15 protein-coding genes are annotated in these 16,521 nt (G+C 75.7%); 4 read left to right on the forward strand and 11 right to left on the reverse strand.

Annotation, left to right across the window (positions count from 1 at the left end; genetic code table 11):
* Window positions 1-2: 2 nt before the first annotated feature.
* Window positions 3-992: an N-acetylmuramic acid 6-phosphate etherase gene (gene murQ / locus ACWEO5_RS14325; RefSeq protein ID WP_452162704.1), complete on the reverse strand. Its 990-nt coding sequence runs from the start codon at window positions 990-992 to the stop codon at window positions 3-5.
* Window positions 993-1,691: 699 nt separating this feature from the next.
* On the opposite strand from murQ, the gene ACWEO5_RS14330 reads away from it, so the two are divergent.
* From ACWEO5_RS14330 to ACWEO5_RS14340, 3 genes are all read left to right on the forward strand, one after another.
* Entirely contained in the window at window positions 1,692-2,660 is a 969-nt protein-coding gene (locus ACWEO5_RS14330) for a hypothetical protein (protein WP_452162691.1), read from the forward strand.
* 163 nt (window positions 2,661-2,823) lie between these two features.
* Window positions 2,824-4,575 carry an arginine--tRNA ligase gene (argS, locus tag ACWEO5_RS14335; RefSeq protein ID WP_452162692.1) on the forward strand — a complete coding sequence of 584 codons (1,752 nt, stop codon included), beginning with the start codon at window positions 2,824-2,826 and terminating at the stop codon, window positions 4,573-4,575.
* 274 nt (window positions 4,576-4,849) lie between these two features.
* The gene (locus ACWEO5_RS14340; RefSeq protein WP_452162693.1) at window positions 4,850-6,400 is read left to right on the forward strand and encodes an ArnT family glycosyltransferase; all 1,551 of its coding nucleotides are present in this window, start codon (window positions 4,850-4,852) and stop codon (window positions 6,398-6,400) included.
* Window positions 6,401-6,425: 25 nt separating this feature from the next.
* Here ACWEO5_RS14340 and ACWEO5_RS14345 read toward each other — a convergent pair whose 3' ends face one another.
* The 5 genes from ACWEO5_RS14345 to ACWEO5_RS14365 all read right to left on the reverse strand — a co-directional run bounded on the left by ACWEO5_RS14345 (window position 6,426) and on the right by ACWEO5_RS14365 (window position 11,164).
* A complete protein-coding gene (locus ACWEO5_RS14345) occupies window positions 6,426-7,376 on the reverse strand; it encodes a DUF5996 family protein (protein WP_452162694.1) in 951 nt (316 codons plus the stop codon).
* Window positions 7,377-7,547: 171 nt separating this feature from the next.
* Window positions 7,548-8,309, reverse strand: a complete 762-nt coding sequence (locus tag ACWEO5_RS14350; RefSeq protein ID WP_452162695.1) for a DUF6193 family natural product biosynthesis protein — start codon at window positions 8,307-8,309, stop codon at window positions 7,548-7,550.
* A gap of 64 nt (window positions 8,310-8,373) precedes the next feature.
* Window positions 8,374-9,471 carry a tyrosine-protein phosphatase gene (locus tag ACWEO5_RS14355; protein ID WP_452162696.1) on the reverse strand — a complete coding sequence of 366 codons (1,098 nt, stop codon included), beginning with the start codon at window positions 9,469-9,471 and terminating at the stop codon, window positions 8,374-8,376.
* Window positions 9,472-9,777: 306 nt separating this feature from the next.
* Window positions 9,778-9,948 (reverse strand): hydrophobic protein, encoded by a 171-nt coding sequence (locus ACWEO5_RS14360; RefSeq protein WP_344554875.1) that lies wholly within the window; start codon window positions 9,946-9,948, stop codon window positions 9,778-9,780.
* A 115-nt stretch (window positions 9,949-10,063) separates the two neighbouring features.
* A complete protein-coding gene (locus tag ACWEO5_RS14365) occupies window positions 10,064-11,164 on the reverse strand; it encodes a cation diffusion facilitator family transporter (RefSeq protein WP_452162697.1) in 1,101 nt (366 codons plus the stop codon).
* A 211-nt stretch (window positions 11,165-11,375) separates the two neighbouring features.
* Between ACWEO5_RS14365 and ACWEO5_RS14370 the strand changes: the two genes are divergently transcribed.
* Window positions 11,376-11,807, forward strand: a complete 432-nt coding sequence (locus ACWEO5_RS14370) for a hypothetical protein (RefSeq protein ID WP_452162698.1) — start codon at window positions 11,376-11,378, stop codon at window positions 11,805-11,807.
* Window positions 11,808-11,848: 41 nt separating this feature from the next.
* On the opposite strand, the gene ACWEO5_RS14375 is transcribed toward ACWEO5_RS14370, so the two are convergent.
* Genes ACWEO5_RS14375 through ACWEO5_RS14395 form a run of 5 tightly spaced genes read right to left on the reverse strand, consistent with a single transcriptional unit; the run spans window position 11,849 to window position 16,381 of the window.
* Window positions 11,849-13,513 (reverse strand): condensation domain-containing protein, encoded by a 1,665-nt coding sequence (locus tag ACWEO5_RS14375; protein ID WP_452162699.1) that lies wholly within the window; start codon window positions 13,511-13,513, stop codon window positions 11,849-11,851.
* A gap of 4 nt (window positions 13,514-13,517) precedes the next feature.
* Entirely contained in the window at window positions 13,518-14,417 is a 900-nt protein-coding gene (locus ACWEO5_RS14380) for a hypothetical protein (protein ID WP_452162700.1), read from the reverse strand.
* A gap of 16 nt (window positions 14,418-14,433) precedes the next feature.
* Entirely contained in the window at window positions 14,434-15,156 is a 723-nt protein-coding gene (locus ACWEO5_RS14385) for a 4'-phosphopantetheinyl transferase family protein (RefSeq protein ID WP_452162701.1), read from the reverse strand.
* On the reverse strand, window positions 15,153-16,028 hold the full coding sequence (locus ACWEO5_RS14390; RefSeq protein ID WP_452162702.1) for a hypothetical protein: 876 nt from the start codon (window positions 16,026-16,028) through the stop codon (window positions 15,153-15,155). Before ACWEO5_RS14390 ends, ACWEO5_RS14385 begins: the two co-directional genes overlap by 4 nt.
* Before the next feature lie 5 nt (window positions 16,029-16,033).
* Window positions 16,034-16,381 (reverse strand): acyl carrier protein, encoded by a 348-nt coding sequence (locus tag ACWEO5_RS14395; protein WP_452162703.1) that lies wholly within the window; start codon window positions 16,379-16,381, stop codon window positions 16,034-16,036.
* Between the last annotated feature and the right edge of the window lie 140 nt (window positions 16,382-16,521).

Below are 16,521 nucleotides of genomic sequence, written 5' to 3' on the forward strand. Positions count from 1 at the left end.
CCTCAACCCAGGGCTTCCCGGAGGGCGTTGCGCAGGACGCCGTCGTGGCGCGCCAGCAGCGCGGCGGCGGTGGGCGCGTCCACCCCGGCGAGCAGCAGCAGGATCGCGTCCTTGACCCGACCGCCGGTGGCGGCCAGTGCGGCGTCGGCGTCGGCCGGTCCGGCGTCGGTGGCGAGGGCGACGATCCGGCGGGAGCGGGCGCGCAGCTTGTCGTTGGTCGCGCGGACGTCGACCATCAGGTCCCCGTAGGTCTTGCCGAGCCGGACCATCACCAGCGTCGAGACCGTGTTGAGCACCAGCTTCTGCGCCGTCCCGGCCTTCAACCGGGTGGAGCCGGCCAGCAGTTCGGGACCGGTGACCACCTCGATCCGGTGCTCGGCGGCGGCCCCGAGCGCGGAGCCGCGGTTGCCCGCCAGGGCGACGGTGAGCGCCCCGAGCGCGCGGGCGTGCTCGACGGCGGCCAGCGCGTACGGGGTGCGGCCGGAGGCGGAGACGCCGATCACGGTGTCGGCGGGGGTCGGGTCGAGCGCGTCCAGGTCGGCGACGGCGGCGGCCCGGTCGTCCTCGGCGGCCTCGACGGCGGAGGTGAGCGCGGCGGGGCCGCCCGCGATCAGTCCGACCACCTGTCCGGGCGCGGTGCCGAAGGTCGGCGGGCACTCGCCGGCGTCCAGCACCCCGAGCCGTCCGGCCGTCCCGGCCCCGGCGTACACCAACCGGCCGCCGCGGCGCATCCGTTCGACGATCGCGTCCACCGCGGCGGCGATCGCCGGGAGTTCGGCGGCCACCGCCTCCGGCACCGTCCGGTCCTCGGCGTTCATCAGCCGGGCGAGTTCCAGCGTCGGCAGCAGGTCGATCTCGGCGCCGCCGGGCCGCCGGGCCTCGGTCGCCAGGGCGCCCAGGGCGTCCGGGGTGCCGGGTGTGCTCGGGGTACCGGGTGCGCTCGGGGTCGGTCCGGCCGGCTGCGGGGTCGGTGCGTGCGGGGTCGGTGCCATGTCCGCCAGCGTAGGCGCGGCGGCGGGCACTCCGGGCGGCGGCGCGGGCGCAGCAGGGGGCGCGGCAGCAGGCGCGGCGGGCAGCAGGCCCGGCGGCGGCTCCGGCAGCAGGTCGGGCAGGCCGAGCGCGGGGCGGCCCAGCAGGGCGGTCAGGGCGTGCCGCTGGCGGTCGGTCAGGGCGGGGAGGAAGACGGCCGCCGCGGCGTCGGTCCGTTCGCAGGCCCGGGCCACCTCGCGGGCCTTGCCGGTGCTGAGCAGGGTGCGCTCGGAGTGCGGCAGGCCCATCCGGCGGGCGCCGCCCGCCGAGACGCCGCGCCGCTGCACCAGCTGGTCCACCACCCGGATCCCGCGGGCCTCCAGGGCGGCGGCGGCCGCGTCCATCACCGCCGCGAAGTCCCGTCGGCGGGCGGGGAAGTGGCCGACCAGCACCACCCGGTCCCCCTCGGCCGCAGTCCACTGGGGGTGGCCCGCGCTCCCCGCCCCGCGCCGGGGCGGGCGCCGGTCGCGCCTGCGGGACTGCTGCACGGCCCCAGGCTAGCGCGTCGCCGCTAGCGCGTCGCCGCGGCGGCCGGTTCCGGGCCTGTTCGCCGACAGTTGACCCGGCTTTGGTGGCTTCGTTGCCGCTCTCCTGGCTACGCTGCGCGCGTCGGCGCGGGACGGGTGCAGCAGCGCCCGCGCCTCTCGGACTCGGGGGGTCCCATGGTGGCGGCGCGGCGCGTCGTGCGGGTGGTGGTGCTGTCGGTGCTCGCGCTGCTGGGCGCGGTGCTCGGTGTCCAGGGGGTGGCTGCGGCGGCACCGGGCAGCGGCTCGGTGGCGACCGTGATCGGCGGTGTTCCGGCTCGGGTGGCGGACGGGGGCGGGTTCACGGCGGTCTTCACGGTGCGGTCGACGTCGCGCTACCGGATCCTGGTGGACTCGCTGTTCCTGCGGGTCGCGTCGGCGGACGACCCGTCCGGGCCGGCGGACGGCGTCTCGGTGGAGTGGCAGGATCCTGCCACCGGTGCCTGGCGGACTTCCGACACGCACAGCGGGACGGGCTGGGGGCTGACGCTCTCCCCGCCACCGGCCGTCGAGCCGCGCGGGACGCTGACCTTCCGGGCCCGGATCGGGCTGGACGCGGCGCTGCCCGGCGGCGGGTACGCGGTGGAGACCGACGGGGTCGCGGACTACCGGCTGCTCGACGCCGCGGGACGGGACGCGGGCACGCTGGACGGGCGGACGCAGGCCCGGGCCGCCTTCCGGTACGAGGCCGCCGCGCCCTCGCCCTCCGCACCGCCCTCGCCCTCGCCCTCGCCCTCGGCGTCCGCGTCCGCGTCCCCGTCCGCCACGGCGTCGGCGTCCGTCCCGGCGGAGGCGGCCCCGGAGGCCGTGGCCCTCCCCTTCGACACCCCGCCTCCCCCGCCGTCCGCCACGCCCTCCGCGGCTCCCTCCGCGGACGCCGAAAGCACCCCGACGACGACGCCCGAACCGGAGTCCGACTCCCCCGCCCCCGCCCTGGCCGGGGCCGCCCCCTCGGCGGGAACGCCCGGACTGGCCGCCCCCGACCTCTCCGGCAGCGGGCCGGGGCGCGGGCCGGTCAGCCCGTCGCTGGTGCTCGGCCTGGTGTCGATCCTGGCCGGTTTCGTGCTGGGCGGCTCGCTGCTGGTGCGGCGGGGCACCGGCTCCTGAGCCCTGTCCGGCGTGCGCCGGGCCGGCTCGGCGGCGTGGGGCCCGTTCCGGATCGCGGCGGGACCGCGGCCCGCCGATAATCCGCAGCTACGGCGCGTCAGGGCCACTACCCTTTGCGCAAGTTGGCGGTGGGCCCGGGGTCCGCGCCGGAGAGGGAATTCCCGTGACCGAGGTACTCGCAGCGATGGTCCTTGCGCAGAACGCCGTGACGGGGGCGATGGCCCGCGTCCTGCCGCGCCGGCTGTCCGAGCGGGACCCGCTGGTCCGACCCTCCGAGCACGCCGACTTCCAGTCCAACGTCGCCCTCTCCCTGGCGAAGGCGGCCGGGCAGCCCCCGCGGGAACTGGCGCAGGCGCTCCAGCAGGAGCTGGCGGGCGGTGCGGTGTCCTCCACGCTCTCCGGGCCCGGTTTCCTCAACCTGTCGGTGGACGACGCGCAGCTGTGGCGGCAGGTCGAGGCCCGGCTGGCGGGCGACCGGCTCGGGGTGGGCGAGCCGTTGGCCGGCACCCGGACGGTGATCGACTACTCGGGTCCGAACATCGCCAAGGAGATGCACGTCGGGCACCTGCGGACCACGGTGATCGGCGACTGCCTGGTGCGGGTGCTGTCGTTCCTGGGCGGGGACGTCGTACGGCAGAACCACCTGGGTGACTGGGGCACGCAGTTCGGGATGCTGATCCAGTACATCGACGAGCACCCCGAGGCGCGGTGGCGGGGCGTCGACCCGGGCGAGCAGGTCTCGGTCCTGGACGGCCTGTACCGGGCGGCCCGGCAGGTCTTCGACGCCGATCCCGCGTTCGTCGAGCGGGCCCGGCTGCGGGTGGTGGCGCTGCAGTCGGGCGACGGGGCGACGCTGGCGGTGTGGCGCGAGCTGGTCGCGGCGTCCACGGCGGCGTTCCAGCAGCTGTACGACCGGCTGGGCGTGCTGCTGACGCCGGAGGACTCGGCGGGCGAGTCGACGTACAACCCGGTCCTGGCGGAGGTGGTGCGGGAGCTGGTCGACGCGGGCATCGCGGTGGACAGCGACGGGGCGCTGTGCGTGTTCTTCGACGACGTCACCGGCCCGGACGGGGAGCCCGTCCCGCTGATCGTCCGCAAGAAGGACGGCGGGTACGGCTACGCCGCCACCGACCTGGCCACGCTCCGGCACCGGATCAGGGAGCTGGAGGCGGACCGCATCCTGTACGTGGTCGACGCCCGGCAGGCCCTGCACTTCCGGATGGTCTTCGCCACCGCCCGCCGGGCCGGCTGGCTCACCGACGGGGTCGAGGCGGTGCACGTCCCCTTCGGGACGGTGATGGGCCCGGGCGGCACCCCGTTCAAGACCCGCTCCGGCGGGACGGTGCGCCTGTCCGAGCTGCTGGACGCGGCGGTCGAGGGGGCCCGGGAGGCCATCGCCGACAAGCCGCACGACCTGGACGGCGCGGCCCTGGAGCGGGTCGTCCGGGCGGCCGGGATCGGCGCGGTGAAGTACGCCGACCTGGCCACGTCCCGGGCGAAGAACTACGTCTTCGACATCGCCCAGATGGTCGCGCTCCAGGGCAACACCGGCGTCTACCTGCAGTACGCGCACGCCCGGGTGCGGACCGTCCTGGGCAAGGCGCCGCAGGAGGCCCTCGACACCCCGGTGGACACCTCGCTGGCGCTGCACCCGGCCGAGCGGGCGCTGGTCCTGGCGCTCGACGGCTTCGACGCGACGCTGCGCGAGGTCGCGGCGGAGCTGGAGCCGCACCGGCTGTGCGGGTACCTGTTCTCGCTGGCGAAGGCGCTGACCGACTTCTACGGGGCGTGCCCCGTCCTGAAGGCCGACTCCGCGGGCGTCCGGGCGAACCGGCTGGCGCTGTGCCGGCTGACCGCCCGGACGCTGGCCCGGGGCCTGGACCTGCTCGGCCTGCAGGCCCCGGACCGGATGTAGCCGTCGGGGGGCGGCGGGTCCGGCGACGCGCCCGCCGCCCGTGCCGCCCCCGGCTGGAGGAGAGGGCGGCCGCCGCCGAACTCGCCCTCACCCCGGCCGACTCGGCCGCCGTCGGCGAGATCCTGCCGATCGGCGGCTTCGGTGCCCGCTACCGGGAGGGTTTCCTGCCGGTCTGGTCCCGATCGGGCAACACCCGTTCCTTGAACAATTCTTGACGACCCTTCAGGGTCATCCCGGATGGGCACGGACGACCCGCGCTGCCACACTCCCCGGTATGGACACACGGGGGAAAGCGTCCAGCACCGCCGACGGCTCCGGGGCGGGCCGCCCAACTGCCCCGGTCCGTTTCGCGGTCGGCCCGGTGCTCGGCGTGGCGGCCGGGTTCGCGGCGGTGCAGGCGGCCCTGGCGGGGTGGTACGGCTTCCACCGGGACGAACTCTACTTCCTGGCCGCCGGACGGCACTTGGCCTGGGGGTACGTCGACCAGCCGCCACTGACACCGCTGTTGGCGCGGCTGTCGACGGCCGCGTTCGGTGACGGCCCGGCGGGGCTGCGGGCGGTCGCGGTGCTGCTCGGCGCGGCCACCGTCGTGCTGGTCGCTTTCGCCGCACGGGAGTTGGGGGCGCACCGGGCCGGCCAGGTGCTGGCGGCGGCCGGGGCGGCGGTCTCGGCGCTGGTGCTGGCGCTCGGCCACCTGCTGAGCACCGCGAGCTTCGACCTGTTCGTCTGGACGCTGCTGGGCGTGCTGGTGCTGCGCCTGCTGCGCACCGGTGACCGGCGCTGGTGGCTCGCGGTCGGCGCGGTGAGCGGGATCGCCCTGCTGAACAAGGACCTGGTGCTGCTGCTCGCCGCCGCGCTGCTGCCGTCGATCGCCTGCGCCGGGCCCGCCGCGCGCGCGGTGCTGCGCGGCGGGTGGCTGCCCGCGGGCGCGCTGCTGGCGCTGCTGGTGGCGGCGCCGAACCTGTACTGGGAGGCGGCGCACGGCTGGCCGCAGCTCACCGTCGCCTCCGGCATCAGCGGCAAGGACGGCCTGACCAACCGGCTGACCTTCGTCCCGATGCAGCTGGTCTACCTCTCCCCCGTGCTGGTCCCGGTCTGGCTGGCCGGGTTCCGCCGCCTGCGCGACGACGAACGGGTGCGCTGGGCGAGGCCGTTGGGGTACGCGTACCTGGCGCTGTGCGCGCTGGTGCTGGTGCTCGGCGGCAAGCCGTACTACGCGCTGCCGCCGCTGCTGCTGGTGATGGCCGCCGGGTGCGGGCCGGTCGCGGAGCGGCTGTGGCGGCCCGGGCCGGAGCACCGGCGCGGCCGGGTCCGGCTGGTGGGGCTGCTGCTGGTCGCCGCGCTGGTCAACTCACTGATCACGCTGCCCGTCCTGGCGCCCCGGCAGCTCTCGGTGCTGTCGGCGCTCTACCCGGAGTCCGCCGAGCAGGTGGGGTGGCCCGAGCTGACGGCGGCGGTCGCGGCGGGCTGGGCGGCCGTCCCGCCGGAGCAGCGCGGGCGGGCGGTGGTGTTCGCCACCGACTACGGCGAGGCCGGGGCCCTGGTGCACTACGGGGCCCGCTACGGCCTGCCGACCCCGTACTCGGGCCACATGTCCTTCTACGACTGGGGCCCGCCCCCGGACTCGGCGACCGGGCCGGTGGTGCTGGTCCACCCGAAGCCGTACCCGGCGGTCGAACGGGCCTTCACCGGCTGCCGCCAGGTCGCCGAGGTCGACAACGGCCACCGGCTGGCCAACGAGGAGCAGCACGCCCCGGTCCTGCTGTGCACGGGAACGGTCGCCCCCTGGTCCCGGCTGTGGCCCCGGCTGCGGCACTTCTACTAGGGCCGCGTCACCGGCTAGGGCAGCGTCACCGGCCGTCGGCGCCGGGCAGGGTGCGCAGTTCGCTGTCGGTGATGCCGCCGGGGCACTCGCGGGTGCGGCCCCAGCCGGCCAGGTCGGCTCCGGCGCGGTAGGCGGAGTCGAGGAACTCCAGGACGGTGTTCCAGGGGTCGGCGGCCGCGCGGGCCTCGTCGTACATCAGCAGGGCGAGGTGGCTGCCGCGGTTGGGGGACCAGCGGGCGGTGTCGGGGCGCAGCGGGCGGGCGTCCAGGCCGGCGGGCTCGGGGGCGGTGTAGGAGTAGAAGGCGGGGGCGGGGACGTTGTCGTCGCCGAACCAGAAGCCGGCGCTGATGACCTCGCGGGAGTACGCCTCGCGGGTGACGCTGTCGGCGGCGGGCTGGTCGATCTCGCGGTCGGAGAAGCGGGTGACGGCGAGGTCGAAGGTGTGCCAGAAGTGGTGGACCGGGCTGGTCTTGCCGGAGTACCCGGCGGCGTACTCCTCCAGCAGCAGGGCGACCTGGCTCAGGACGTGCCAGTAGGTGGTGACGGCGGCCGGGTCGTAGCTGCGGTGCTCGTGGTCGTCGGCGAACGGGCGGTGCGCGTCGGGCAGGTCGTAGGGGTAGGGGTGCTCGGGCAGGACGTCGATGTCGAGGTGGACGAGGGCGCGCAGGGTGTCGCGGTAGAAGTCGCCGACGGAGCGTCCGGCGAGCGGGAAGGAGTCCTCGGCGCCGTCGAGGGTGCGGACGTACAGGCGGTGGTCGGTGAAGTCGAAGTCGATGGTGAAGGCGTCGCCGCCGCGGGTCGGGCCGGTGGGGCGGGTGGTGATGCCGCGTCCGGTGAGGTGGAAGGGGACGTTCCACCAGTGGTTGCGGCGGGCGCTGCCGGCCAGCCGGATCTTGCCGATCACCTGGGCGAAGCGGTGCAGCGTCTCCTTGGTGTCCCGCCAGGACTCCAGGGGCAGGGGCGGGAACAGCTCCATGGTGCACTCCGGCGTGAGGGAGGGGTCGGGGGCCGCTGCCCATCCTCACCGTCCCCGGCCCGGTCCCGGGGGCGCGACGCGCCCGGGCGGAGGTGCGGCTGCTCCGTCCGGGCGTCGGAGCCGGAGCGGGCCCGTCCGTGCGGTTCTCCGTGCGGTTCCCGGCGCGGTCCGTCAGTGCGGTTCGGGGGGCAGGACGGCCGCGGCGAGGGCTGCGGCCTCGGCGGGGGTGGCGACGGTGACCGGTTCGGGGAGCGCGTCGGCCACCGGGCCGTCCGCCCGCCACGGCCGGACGGTGCAGCTCCCGTCGGGGTGCGGTTCGACGGCCACGCCGACGTTCTCGAACGGGAAGTGCGGCCGGGTGGAGAACCACAGCGTGTAGTGGCTGCTGACCGGTAGCAGCCGGCGTAGCCGGGGCTCGGCGAACGCCGCCCGCCACAGGTCCCGGACGTGGTCGGGGTCGGGGTAGTAGCCGTGGTCGAAGTGCTGCAGACGGGTCCGCCACTCCAGTTCGGCGGCGGTGAGCGGTGCCCGTTCGTGGGCCAGTGCCCAGTCCTCGACGTGCAGGAACGGTGCGGTGCGCCGGATCTCCGGCAGCCGGGCGCCCGCCAGCCAGCGCGCGGCCGCCCGGAGGGCCTCGGCGAGGTCCGGTGTGCGGCCCAGGGCGAGGGTCACCCAGCCGCGGCTCAGGTACAGGTACGGGGTGGTGCCGTCCTGCTTCCGGTAGAGGACGGCCCGGTCGGGCACCGGTTCGCCGGGGCGCCCGGAACCGGCCGGGTGCTTGTGCTCCCCCTCGAACCCGGCTCTGAACCACGCCAGTTCGCTGGGCGCGGGCAGCGGGAGGCCCTCCTCGGCGGCGATTCGGGCCAGTTCGGCGCCCAACTCGGCGGCGGCGGCGTCCCGTTCGGCCTGGGTCTCGTACGCGGGGGATGGCATGGCGGGGAGTGTAGTTCGGGCGCGGCCGGGGCGGGAGGGCGGTCCGGCCGCGCCCGGGCGGGGGTCAGACCAGGAGGCGGGCGCGCAGGGCGGCGAGGTCGGCGTCGGTGAGGTGCAGGCCCTGGTGGAGGTAGGCGTCGAAGCTGCCGTAGACGTGGTTGACCTCGGCGAACGCGGCTTCCAGCCAGGAGAGTTCGACCGCGTCGGGGCGGCCGGTGTAGGTGTTGCTGGCCAGGAAGTCGGCGTTGACGGTGGCGCGGTCCACGCCGAGCAGAGTGAGCAGGACGGCGCTGGTCCAGCCGGTGCGGTCCTTGCCCGCGGTGCAGTGGTAGACCAGCGCGCCCTGGTTGGTCCCGATCGCGGTCAGGGTGTCGTGGAAGGCCCAGTCGGAGCCGGTGAAGTCGACCATGAAGGGATAGCCGATGGACTGGCCGAGGTCGGAGGAGCCGTTGAACAGGCCGGCGGCGAGCGCGGCCAGCAGCGTGGTGACGGCGTTGCTGTGGAAGGAGATGCCGTGCGCGAGCGAGGTCACGTCGGCCACCTGGTAGGCGGTGCCGGCGGGGATCGCGTCGGGGGCGCCGCTGCGCTCGCTCGCGTTGCGCAGGTCCACGTCGCGGGTGATCCCGGCGGCGGTGAGCTGCTGCTGTTCGGCGGGGGTGAGCCCGCTGAGCTTGCCGGAGCGGTAGACCCGGCCCGTCCGCACCCAGTGGCCGTCGGTGGTGCGGTAACCGCCCGCGTCGCGGAAGTTGGCGGCGTCCGGCAAGTGGAGCGAGCGGTCGGCGACGGTCAGTTCGGTGCCGGAGTCCGGGGTGAGGCGGAAGAACCAGTGGGTGCCGGCGGTGAGGCGGCCGGCCGGAACGGTGAGCGTCCCGCTGCCCGGGCCCTGGCCGACCGGGGTGCCGGTGCCGGGGGCGGCGTCGGCGGAGTCCACGGCGGTGACGGTGACGGCGGTGGCGGGCGAGGCCCAACTGACGGTGTGGCTGCCGTCGGCGTTCAGGGTGACGGTGGCCGCGGTGAACGGCACGGCGGCGGGCGCGGTGGCCGCCGCGACGGCGGGCACCGCCTGCGCGGCCTGCGCGGGCAGGGCGGCGAGCGGCAGGACGGCGCCGACGGCGAGGACGGCGGCGGCGAGGCGGGCGGCGGTGCTGCGGGACGGGTGCAACGGGACCTCCGGGGCGCTGGCGGTCGGCCGCTCCCGGCGGGACGGGACGGGGGTGCGGCCGGACGGACGGGCGGACGGGGACGGGCGGGGACGGGCGGGGACGGGCGGGGACCATGAAGCCCCAGCTGTGTGAGACCCGAGCGGCCCGCGGGTGGCCCGCAGGCGGCCGTCGTCCGAACTCCGGCTACCGGTGGGATATTTCGGCCCGGCCGGTCGGACCGGACGACGAAACGGCGGGGCCCGCGGACAGGTGGTGTCCGCGGGCCCCGCCGGAGTTCGGTGCGCCGGTCGGCTCGGCCGTCCGCCCTACCAGCGGTACCAGCGGTGGCGGCCGCCGGAGGGGTGGGTACCGCGGGCCACGAAGCCGATCAGCCAGACCGCCAGGACGAGGATGGCGACCCACCACAGCACCTTCACCGCGAAACCGGCGCCGAACAGCAGCAGGGCGAGGAGCAGGACCAGCAACAGGGGAACCATCGTGACCTCCTGGGATTCGTTGTCGCGGCCTCTGCTGCCCCGGGAACCGGCAGATATGCGGAGGAATTTTCCGCTGCCGCGAACCGGTCTCCCGTCAGGGTGCCGGGGCGGGCGTTCAGTTGCCGGCGGCCGCCTGCCGCCGCACCGTCTCGCGCAGTTTGCGGCGGCGTTCGGCCGCCCGGCGGCGTTCGTCCTCGTCGGCCGCGGTGATGTCGAGGAAGACCTGGTCGATGTCGGGGCAGGTGGCCCTGATCCGCTGCTTGAGCCGGACGCAGAGTTCCTCGACCCCGCTGCTGTCCAGTCCGTCGACCAGGTCGATCCGGGCGGCCAGCAGGGCGGAGCGGGGGCCGAGTTGCATGGTCAGCAGCCGGGTCACGGTGTCGACCTCGGGCCGTTCGGTGAGCACGTCCAGCGCCTTCTGCTGGACGGCCGGGTCGACGGCCTGACCGACCAGGCGGTCCTTGGCGTCGCGGCCGAGCCGGTAGGCGACGTACATCAGCAGTGCCGCGATGGCCAGGGCCGCGGCGGCCTCCCACTGGGGCCGGCCGGTCCACTGGTGCAGCCCGGCGCCCACCAGGGCCAGCAGGACGCCGAGCACCGCGGCCGCGTCCTCCGCGAACACCGTCCGCACCGTGGGGTCGTCGCCCCGTCGCAGTTGGGCCGCCAGGCCGCGTCCGGCCTGCCGGGCCTGTCGGCGCACCTGGAGGACGGCCCTGGTCAGTGAGGCGCCCTCGGCGAGCAGCGACACCAGGAGCACCAGGTAGACGACGAGGTAACCGCCGGTCTCCTCGGCCTCCGGGTTCAGCAGGGTGTGCAGGCCCTGGTAGCAGGAGAAGCAGCCGCCGGTGACGAAGATGCCGACGGCGGCCAGCATCGACCAGAAGAACCGTTCCTTGCCGTAGCCGAAGGGGTGGCGGGCGTCCGGGCGGCGGCGGCTGCGGCTCAGCGAGGCCAGCAGGAACACCTCGTTGAGGCTGTCGGCGACGGAGTGCGCCGCCTCGGACAGCAGTGCGGGTGAGGCGGCGACCAGGCCGCCCGCGATCTTCGCCAGGGCGATCACCAGGTTGGCCACCAGGGCGATCAGCACCGTTCCCCTGGTCTCGCCGTCGTCCCCCGGGCCGTCCGGCTCCAGGCCGTCCGTCTGGGGACCACCCGTGTGTGGGCCGTCCGTTTTCGGGCTGTCCGTCCGTGCGCCGCGCGCCTCGTCCTTCGTCATGCCCGGCCGTGTGCCCCGGGCCCGGTGGCGCAACCGCCCGGGCCGGGCGGGCGTCCGCGTTCTTCCTTCTGCGCGGGGGAGTTGAACGGCCGGGGGCGGGCACCCGGCGGACATGACGGACACGGAGGAACGGCGGACGGGTGGGTCGTGGCCGGCGCAGTCACGGGTGTGGGCGGTGGCGGTGGTCTCCGGGACGGCCTGGAGTGCCGCCATGTACCTGACGAGCAGCAGGCCGTGGCCGGTCGCGGTCTGCTCCGGGGTGCTCTGCACCCTGCTGCTCCTGCCGATCGTCCACTGGGGGCAGCGCCGCCGGGCCCGGCGGCTGGGCCTGCGGGACGCCTCCGACCTGGTGGAGCTGGGCCGCGCCGTCCAGGAGGAGCGGATCCCCGAGGACCCGGCGCAGCTGGCGGCGCTGCGCACGCTGATCCGGGCCGACCGGGAGCAGCGGCGGCGCGGGTGGCTGGTGTGGGTGGTGATCTGCGTGTCCGAGCTGTGGTTGGCGGCCTTCTCCTGGGTGCGGCACGGCCCGCTGGTGGGGACGGTCGTGCTGGTGCTCCTGCTGGGCTGGCTTCCGACGATGTTCGTCCTGGACCGCCGGCAGCGGGACCGGCTGCGCCGGCTGGAGTCCCGGCTCGCCGGGTGAACGGGCGGGCACCGGGCCGGGCGGTCCGGTGCCCGGGGGGCTCAGTCGCGTCCGGTGCCGGCGCCGGCGGGCAGGACGTAGCGCTGCGGGGCCATCAGGGTGTCGCGCCAGGAGAGCGCGTCGACCACGGCGGTGTGCGCCTCGGTCGGGGTGAGGGTGCAGCCTTCGCGCACCACGGCCGTCAACTCCTCGTTCTGCCAGGTCACTTCGACGTCCTTGACGTCCAGGACGGTGCGCAGCCGGTCGGCCAGGGCGTCCAGGTCGACCCAGTTGGTGCCGACCTGCTGCCAGCGGCCCTTCTCGCGGCGGCCGACGGGCAGGTTGCTGAGGGCGGCGAGTTCGCCGTCGGGGCCGAGGGTGACGTTGCGCTGTCCGGCGAGGTCGATCAGACGGAGCAGGGCGCGGGCGAAGTGCTCGGTCTCCTCGCGGTCGAGGACGTCGGGGTGGGCGTGCAGGCTGATCTCCAGGCAGCCGCTGGTCCGCCAGATGTTGATCATCAGCCGGGTGGGGAGCGGTTCGGTGGGGTACCAGCTCAGGTCGGGGTCGGCGGCGGGGTCGGGGCGCAGCGCGGCGATCTCCTCGGGGACGGTGCCGCTGACGTCGTTGAGCACGACGTCCCGCACGAAGCGGGCGCCGCGGCCGAGCGAGGAGTCGTCGAGGATCTTCCAGAGCCGCTCGGTCTCGAAGGTGGCGTGCCAGTAGCCGGAGAGCGCCTGGGCCTGGGTGCGGGCGATCAGGGTGTCGAGGTCGGGGCAGTCGGTGTCCAGGACGAGCAGCGCGTCCTGGGCGAGGGTGCCAATGTGCTCGGCGAGGACGGAGCGGTGCCGGTTGGCGGACAGCGCGGCCATCACCACGGTGGAGCGGGCCGCGCGGTGGGCCGCGAGGGCGGCGTAACAGGCGGTCAGGACGGCGGACTTGGAGCTGGCGGTGCGCCGGACGGCCCGGTCCAGGGCGGCGGCGCCGGCCGGGGTGCGGATGCCGAGGGTGTGCAGCAGGTTCTCGGGGGAGCGGATCCGGTCGTCGGCGAAGACGGCGGAGGGCTCCTCCGCCAGGATGCGCTCCCAGTGGCGCAGGGCGGCGCGGCCGCGGCGCTGTCCGCTGCTGGAGCGCTCCTGTTCGGCGACCTCGATCGGGGTGGGTCCGGCGGGCGGCGGCAGTTCGTCGCCGGAGGTCAGCGCCATCCACTCCTTGAACAGCAGTCCCGTTGCCACGCCGTCGAGTTGGGCGTGGCTGACGACCACGGCGAGCAGCACCGGGCGGCCGTCGCGGGTGAGCAGGCCGAGCCGGAGCGGGAATTCGGCGGTGAGGTCGAACGGGTGGCAGCGCTCGTCCCAGCAGAACGCCTCGGCCCGGGCGGCGGGGTCCTCGTCCGGATCGAGGGCGATCACCTGGACGGTGAACTCCCCTTCCGTGTTCTGCCGTTGGGTCTCGGGGAGCTGGTCGCCGCCGGTGCCGGGGAAGACCGTGCGCAGGGCGGCGTGCCGTTCGGCGAGGGTGCGCAGGGCGTCGAGGCAGCGGGCCTCGTCGGCGCCGTCGGGGATGATCCAGGTCGCCTGCTTGTTCAGCGAGGAGGGTTCGTTCTTCTCCCGCGAGGGCTGCTCGTTGCGCAGGCAGCGGAGCACGTTGTCCTGGCCGAGGGTGACCGGCCCCTCGGCTCCGGGCGCTTCGGCCAGGAACCGCAGCGTGACGGCTCGGGTGTTCGACACGTCGTCAGTCTCCGTTCGGGGCGGTGCCGTTGTGCAGGGCGTCGCCGATCTGCTCGGGCCAGTCGGCGGGGCGGGTGCCGTGGGCGTGCAGCAGGGCGAGCGCGATCCGGTCGAGGCCGAAGGCGGTGCAGGCGGTGTGGCCGGTCGCGCCGTCGGCGGTGAACTCGAAGACCTCGCCGAAGTGGTCCTTGTGGATGTTGGCGGAGGCGATCGCCTGGACCAGTCCGTCGGCCACCGGGACGCGCAGTTCGAACTTCAACTCCTGGGCGCGCTGGGCGGCTTGGTAGAGCTTGCGGCCACCGCCGAAGAACGGGTCGTCGGCGAGTTCGACCGCGGCCTTGAGGCCGAGGCCGTCCAGCCAGCCGGCGACCTTCCGCAGCCAGTGCTCGCGCCAGTCCTGGCAGTGCTCGGGGGTGCCCGCGGTGACGAGTTCGGCCATCCGGAAGCTGCGCAGCCGCCCGGGCTCGGCGGTGGCCTCCTGCCGGAAGCACTGCGCCTCGACGCTGTAGCGGACGGGCTCGGCCAGCTCCCGTCCGACCAGACCCGCGTACACGGGGTAGCAGGCGGCGGGGAGCAGCACCAGGTCGGAGATCTCCTGCCGGGCGTGCCAGGGGCCGTCCTCGGCGATCAGCGGGGAGAGCCGGCGCCACTCGGCGGGGCTGCCGCCGTAGCTGTGCACGGTGCCGAGCAGCTGCGGGAAGGAGGCGGCGAATCCGGCGCGTTCGATGGTGGCGCGGGAGATCACCGGCGGGACGACCAGCCGTTCGAAGGGTTCGTCGGCGGCCAGCCGGGCGATCGACCCGCGCAGCGCGTCGAGCAGCTTCTCGTAGGCGGCGGGCTGGAGTTGGACGCCGGGCGCGGCGGTGGGCAGCGGGGTGGCGTCCTCGGGGTGGCGGGTGTTCATGGCTCGGTTGCCTCAGTCAGGGTCGGGGTCGGCGGTCGGCGGCGGGTCGCACCGCGTCCGGTTCCGGGCGCGGGCGCGGGTCCGGGTAGGGGCGCAGCCGCGGCCGGACCGGGTGGGTGCCGGTGCGGGCGACGGCGGCCCGGTAGCCGGGGGGTGCGGGCAGGTCGTGGACGGTGCACGGGCCGAGCGGGCCGTGCATCCGGTGCGGGCCCGGCGGTTCGGACGGGTCGCCGGGCGGGCCGGCGTGGGTGCGCAGCCCGTCGGCGAGGCGTCCGCCGTGGGCCTTGGTGTACGCCTCCTTGCGGGTCCAGCGGAGGGTGAACTCCTCGGCGTCGCACGCGGATTCGACTTCCGGGTAGTAGCGGGCGGCGAGCCGGGCGGCGGCCCGGTCGGTGGGGACGGGTTCCAGGTCGACGCCGATGTCGCCGTCCCCCTCCTCCTCCCGGTGCTGCACGGCGAACAGCGCCCAGGGCCCGGCGGTGCTCAGGTTGACGCTCAACTCGGCCCGGAGGCCCTCGGGTTCGGGGCGTCCGTGCGGGCCGCGGCGCCAGCGGATCCGTTCCGGGGGCAGGCCGGCGGCTTCGGCGGTGAGCAGCCGGGCGACGGCGTGCGCGGTGACGAAGCGGTGGCGCTGGGGTCCTTCGGGGTGGCGGGCGGCGCGGGCGCGTTCCTCCGGGTCGAGCAGGGCGGGGCCCCGGGGCAGCAGGATGTCGGTGCGGATCAGCCAGACGTCGGTCACCGGGCGGGCTCCGCGGCGGCCCAGTGGGCGAGGTCGATCCGGCCGGTCTCCGGTTCGCGGTCGGCGAGCGCGAGCGGCCGGCCGGCGTACCGGGGGTCGGCGAGGGCGGCGGCGAGGGCGGCCCAGCCGCCGGTGTACGGGTTGCCGGGGCGGGCGGTGCGGCCGTCGTGCGGGCGGGCGCCGACCGCTCCGGTCAGCCCCGGGCCGAGCAGCAGCAACGCGTCCGCGGGCAGCTCGGCGCACAACTCCTTTAGCGTGTGAGCGACTTGGTCGTCGGTCGTACCGGGTCTGCTGTCGGTGCCGAGCAGCGGCCGGCCGCCGCCGTCGGCCTCCCAGAGCAGGGCGGCGGCGGAGTGCCGGTCGGGGAGCCGGGCCGGGCGGTGCGGGCGGTGGTGCAGGTCGGCCTGTTCGACGGCGATCAGCAGGGCGCGCCGGGCGCCCGCGGTGCGGGCGTAGGCGTCGGCGATCAGCAGGGCGCTGAACGCGGCGCCGGCGCCCTCGTCGCAGATCGCGAAGGACAGCGGTTCGCCCGGGCAGCTCTCGGCGAGGCGCAGCGCGACGGCCTGCCCGGGGCGGACGTCGGGCACGGCGTACACCAGGACCAGCAGGTCGACCGGGCGGGCCGGGTCGGTCAGGGCGCGGATGGCGTGTTCGGCCAGCGCGTCGTAGGAGTGGCCGCGGGCCCCGGCCAGCGCGTCCTCGTCGAGTTCGACCCCGTACGGGCGGGCCAGGTCGGCGGTGAAGGTGCGCAGGTCGGGGTCGGCGGCGAGCGGGGAGTGGCCGGGCAGGTCGAGGGCGTGGGCGGCGGTCAGGCGCAGCGGGGAGGCGGTGCGCGGCAGGGTGGTGGCGGGGAGCGGTCCGCGGACGCGCACGGTCGTCAGTCCTCGGCGATCACGTGTCCGGCGACGAAGCCGGCGAGGGTGCCGATCGAGCGCAGGTCCTCCGGGTCGATGCCCTCGACGTCGATCTGCACGTCGAGGTGGTCCTCCAGTTCGAGGATGAGTTCCAGGGTGGCGGCGGAGGTCAGCCCGACCTCGTCGAACAGGCAGGCGTTCTCGCCGACTTGGGGCAGCTCGCGCTTGAGCACCCGGGGCAGCAGCAGCATGATCCCGTCGAGGGCGCGGCCGCGCAGTTCGGGGTCGACCACGGCGGCGCCGGCGTGATCGGGGTGATCGGGGTGATCGGGGTGATCGGCGGTGTTCTCGGGCAGGGCGGAGTCGGTCATGGCGATCCCCTGGTCTGGCCCGCGCCCCGGCGGCGGCCGGGGCGGGGCGGGTGGACTGGAAGGCGGCGCGGCCCGGCACCGTAGACATGCGGTTCCTCCGCCGGCCGGGACGGGCTGGGGGCGGGTGCGGCCGAGGGTGC

Source organism: Kitasatospora sp. NPDC004272, from assembly GCF_053603035.1.

What these genes read in the sequence shown, in the direction of transcription:
- ACWEO5_RS14330 (WP_452162691.1), top strand. Translation starts at nt 1,692, where the DNA reads ATGGTGGCGGCGCGGCGCGTCGTGCGGGTGGTGGTGCTGTCGGTGCTC.
- murQ (WP_452162704.1), bottom strand. Translation starts at nt 992, where the DNA reads ATGGCACCGACCCCGCACGCACCGACCCCGCAGCCGGCCGGACCGACC.
- ACWEO5_RS14340 (WP_452162693.1), top strand. Translation starts at nt 4,850, where the DNA reads ATGGACACACGGGGGAAAGCGTCCAGCACCGCCGACGGCTCCGGGGCG.
- ACWEO5_RS14380 (WP_452162700.1), bottom strand. Translation starts at nt 14,417, where the DNA reads ATGAACACCCGCCACCCCGAGGACGCCACCCCGCTGCCCACCGCCGCG.
- ACWEO5_RS14345 (WP_452162694.1), bottom strand. Translation starts at nt 7,376, where the DNA reads ATGGAGCTGTTCCCGCCCCTGCCCCTGGAGTCCTGGCGGGACACCAAG.
- ACWEO5_RS14395 (WP_452162703.1), bottom strand. Translation starts at nt 16,381, where the DNA reads ATGACCGACTCCGCCCTGCCCGAGAACACCGCCGATCACCCCGATCAC.
- ACWEO5_RS14365 (WP_452162697.1), bottom strand. Translation starts at nt 11,164, where the DNA reads ATGACGAAGGACGAGGCGCGCGGCGCACGGACGGACAGCCCGAAAACG.
- ACWEO5_RS14370 (WP_452162698.1), top strand. Translation starts at nt 11,376, where the DNA reads ATGTACCTGACGAGCAGCAGGCCGTGGCCGGTCGCGGTCTGCTCCGGG.
- ACWEO5_RS14360 (WP_344554875.1), bottom strand. Translation starts at nt 9,948, where the DNA reads ATGGTTCCCCTGTTGCTGGTCCTGCTCCTCGCCCTGCTGCTGTTCGGC.
- ACWEO5_RS14350 (WP_452162695.1), bottom strand. Translation starts at nt 8,309, where the DNA reads ATGCCATCCCCCGCGTACGAGACCCAGGCCGAACGGGACGCCGCCGCC.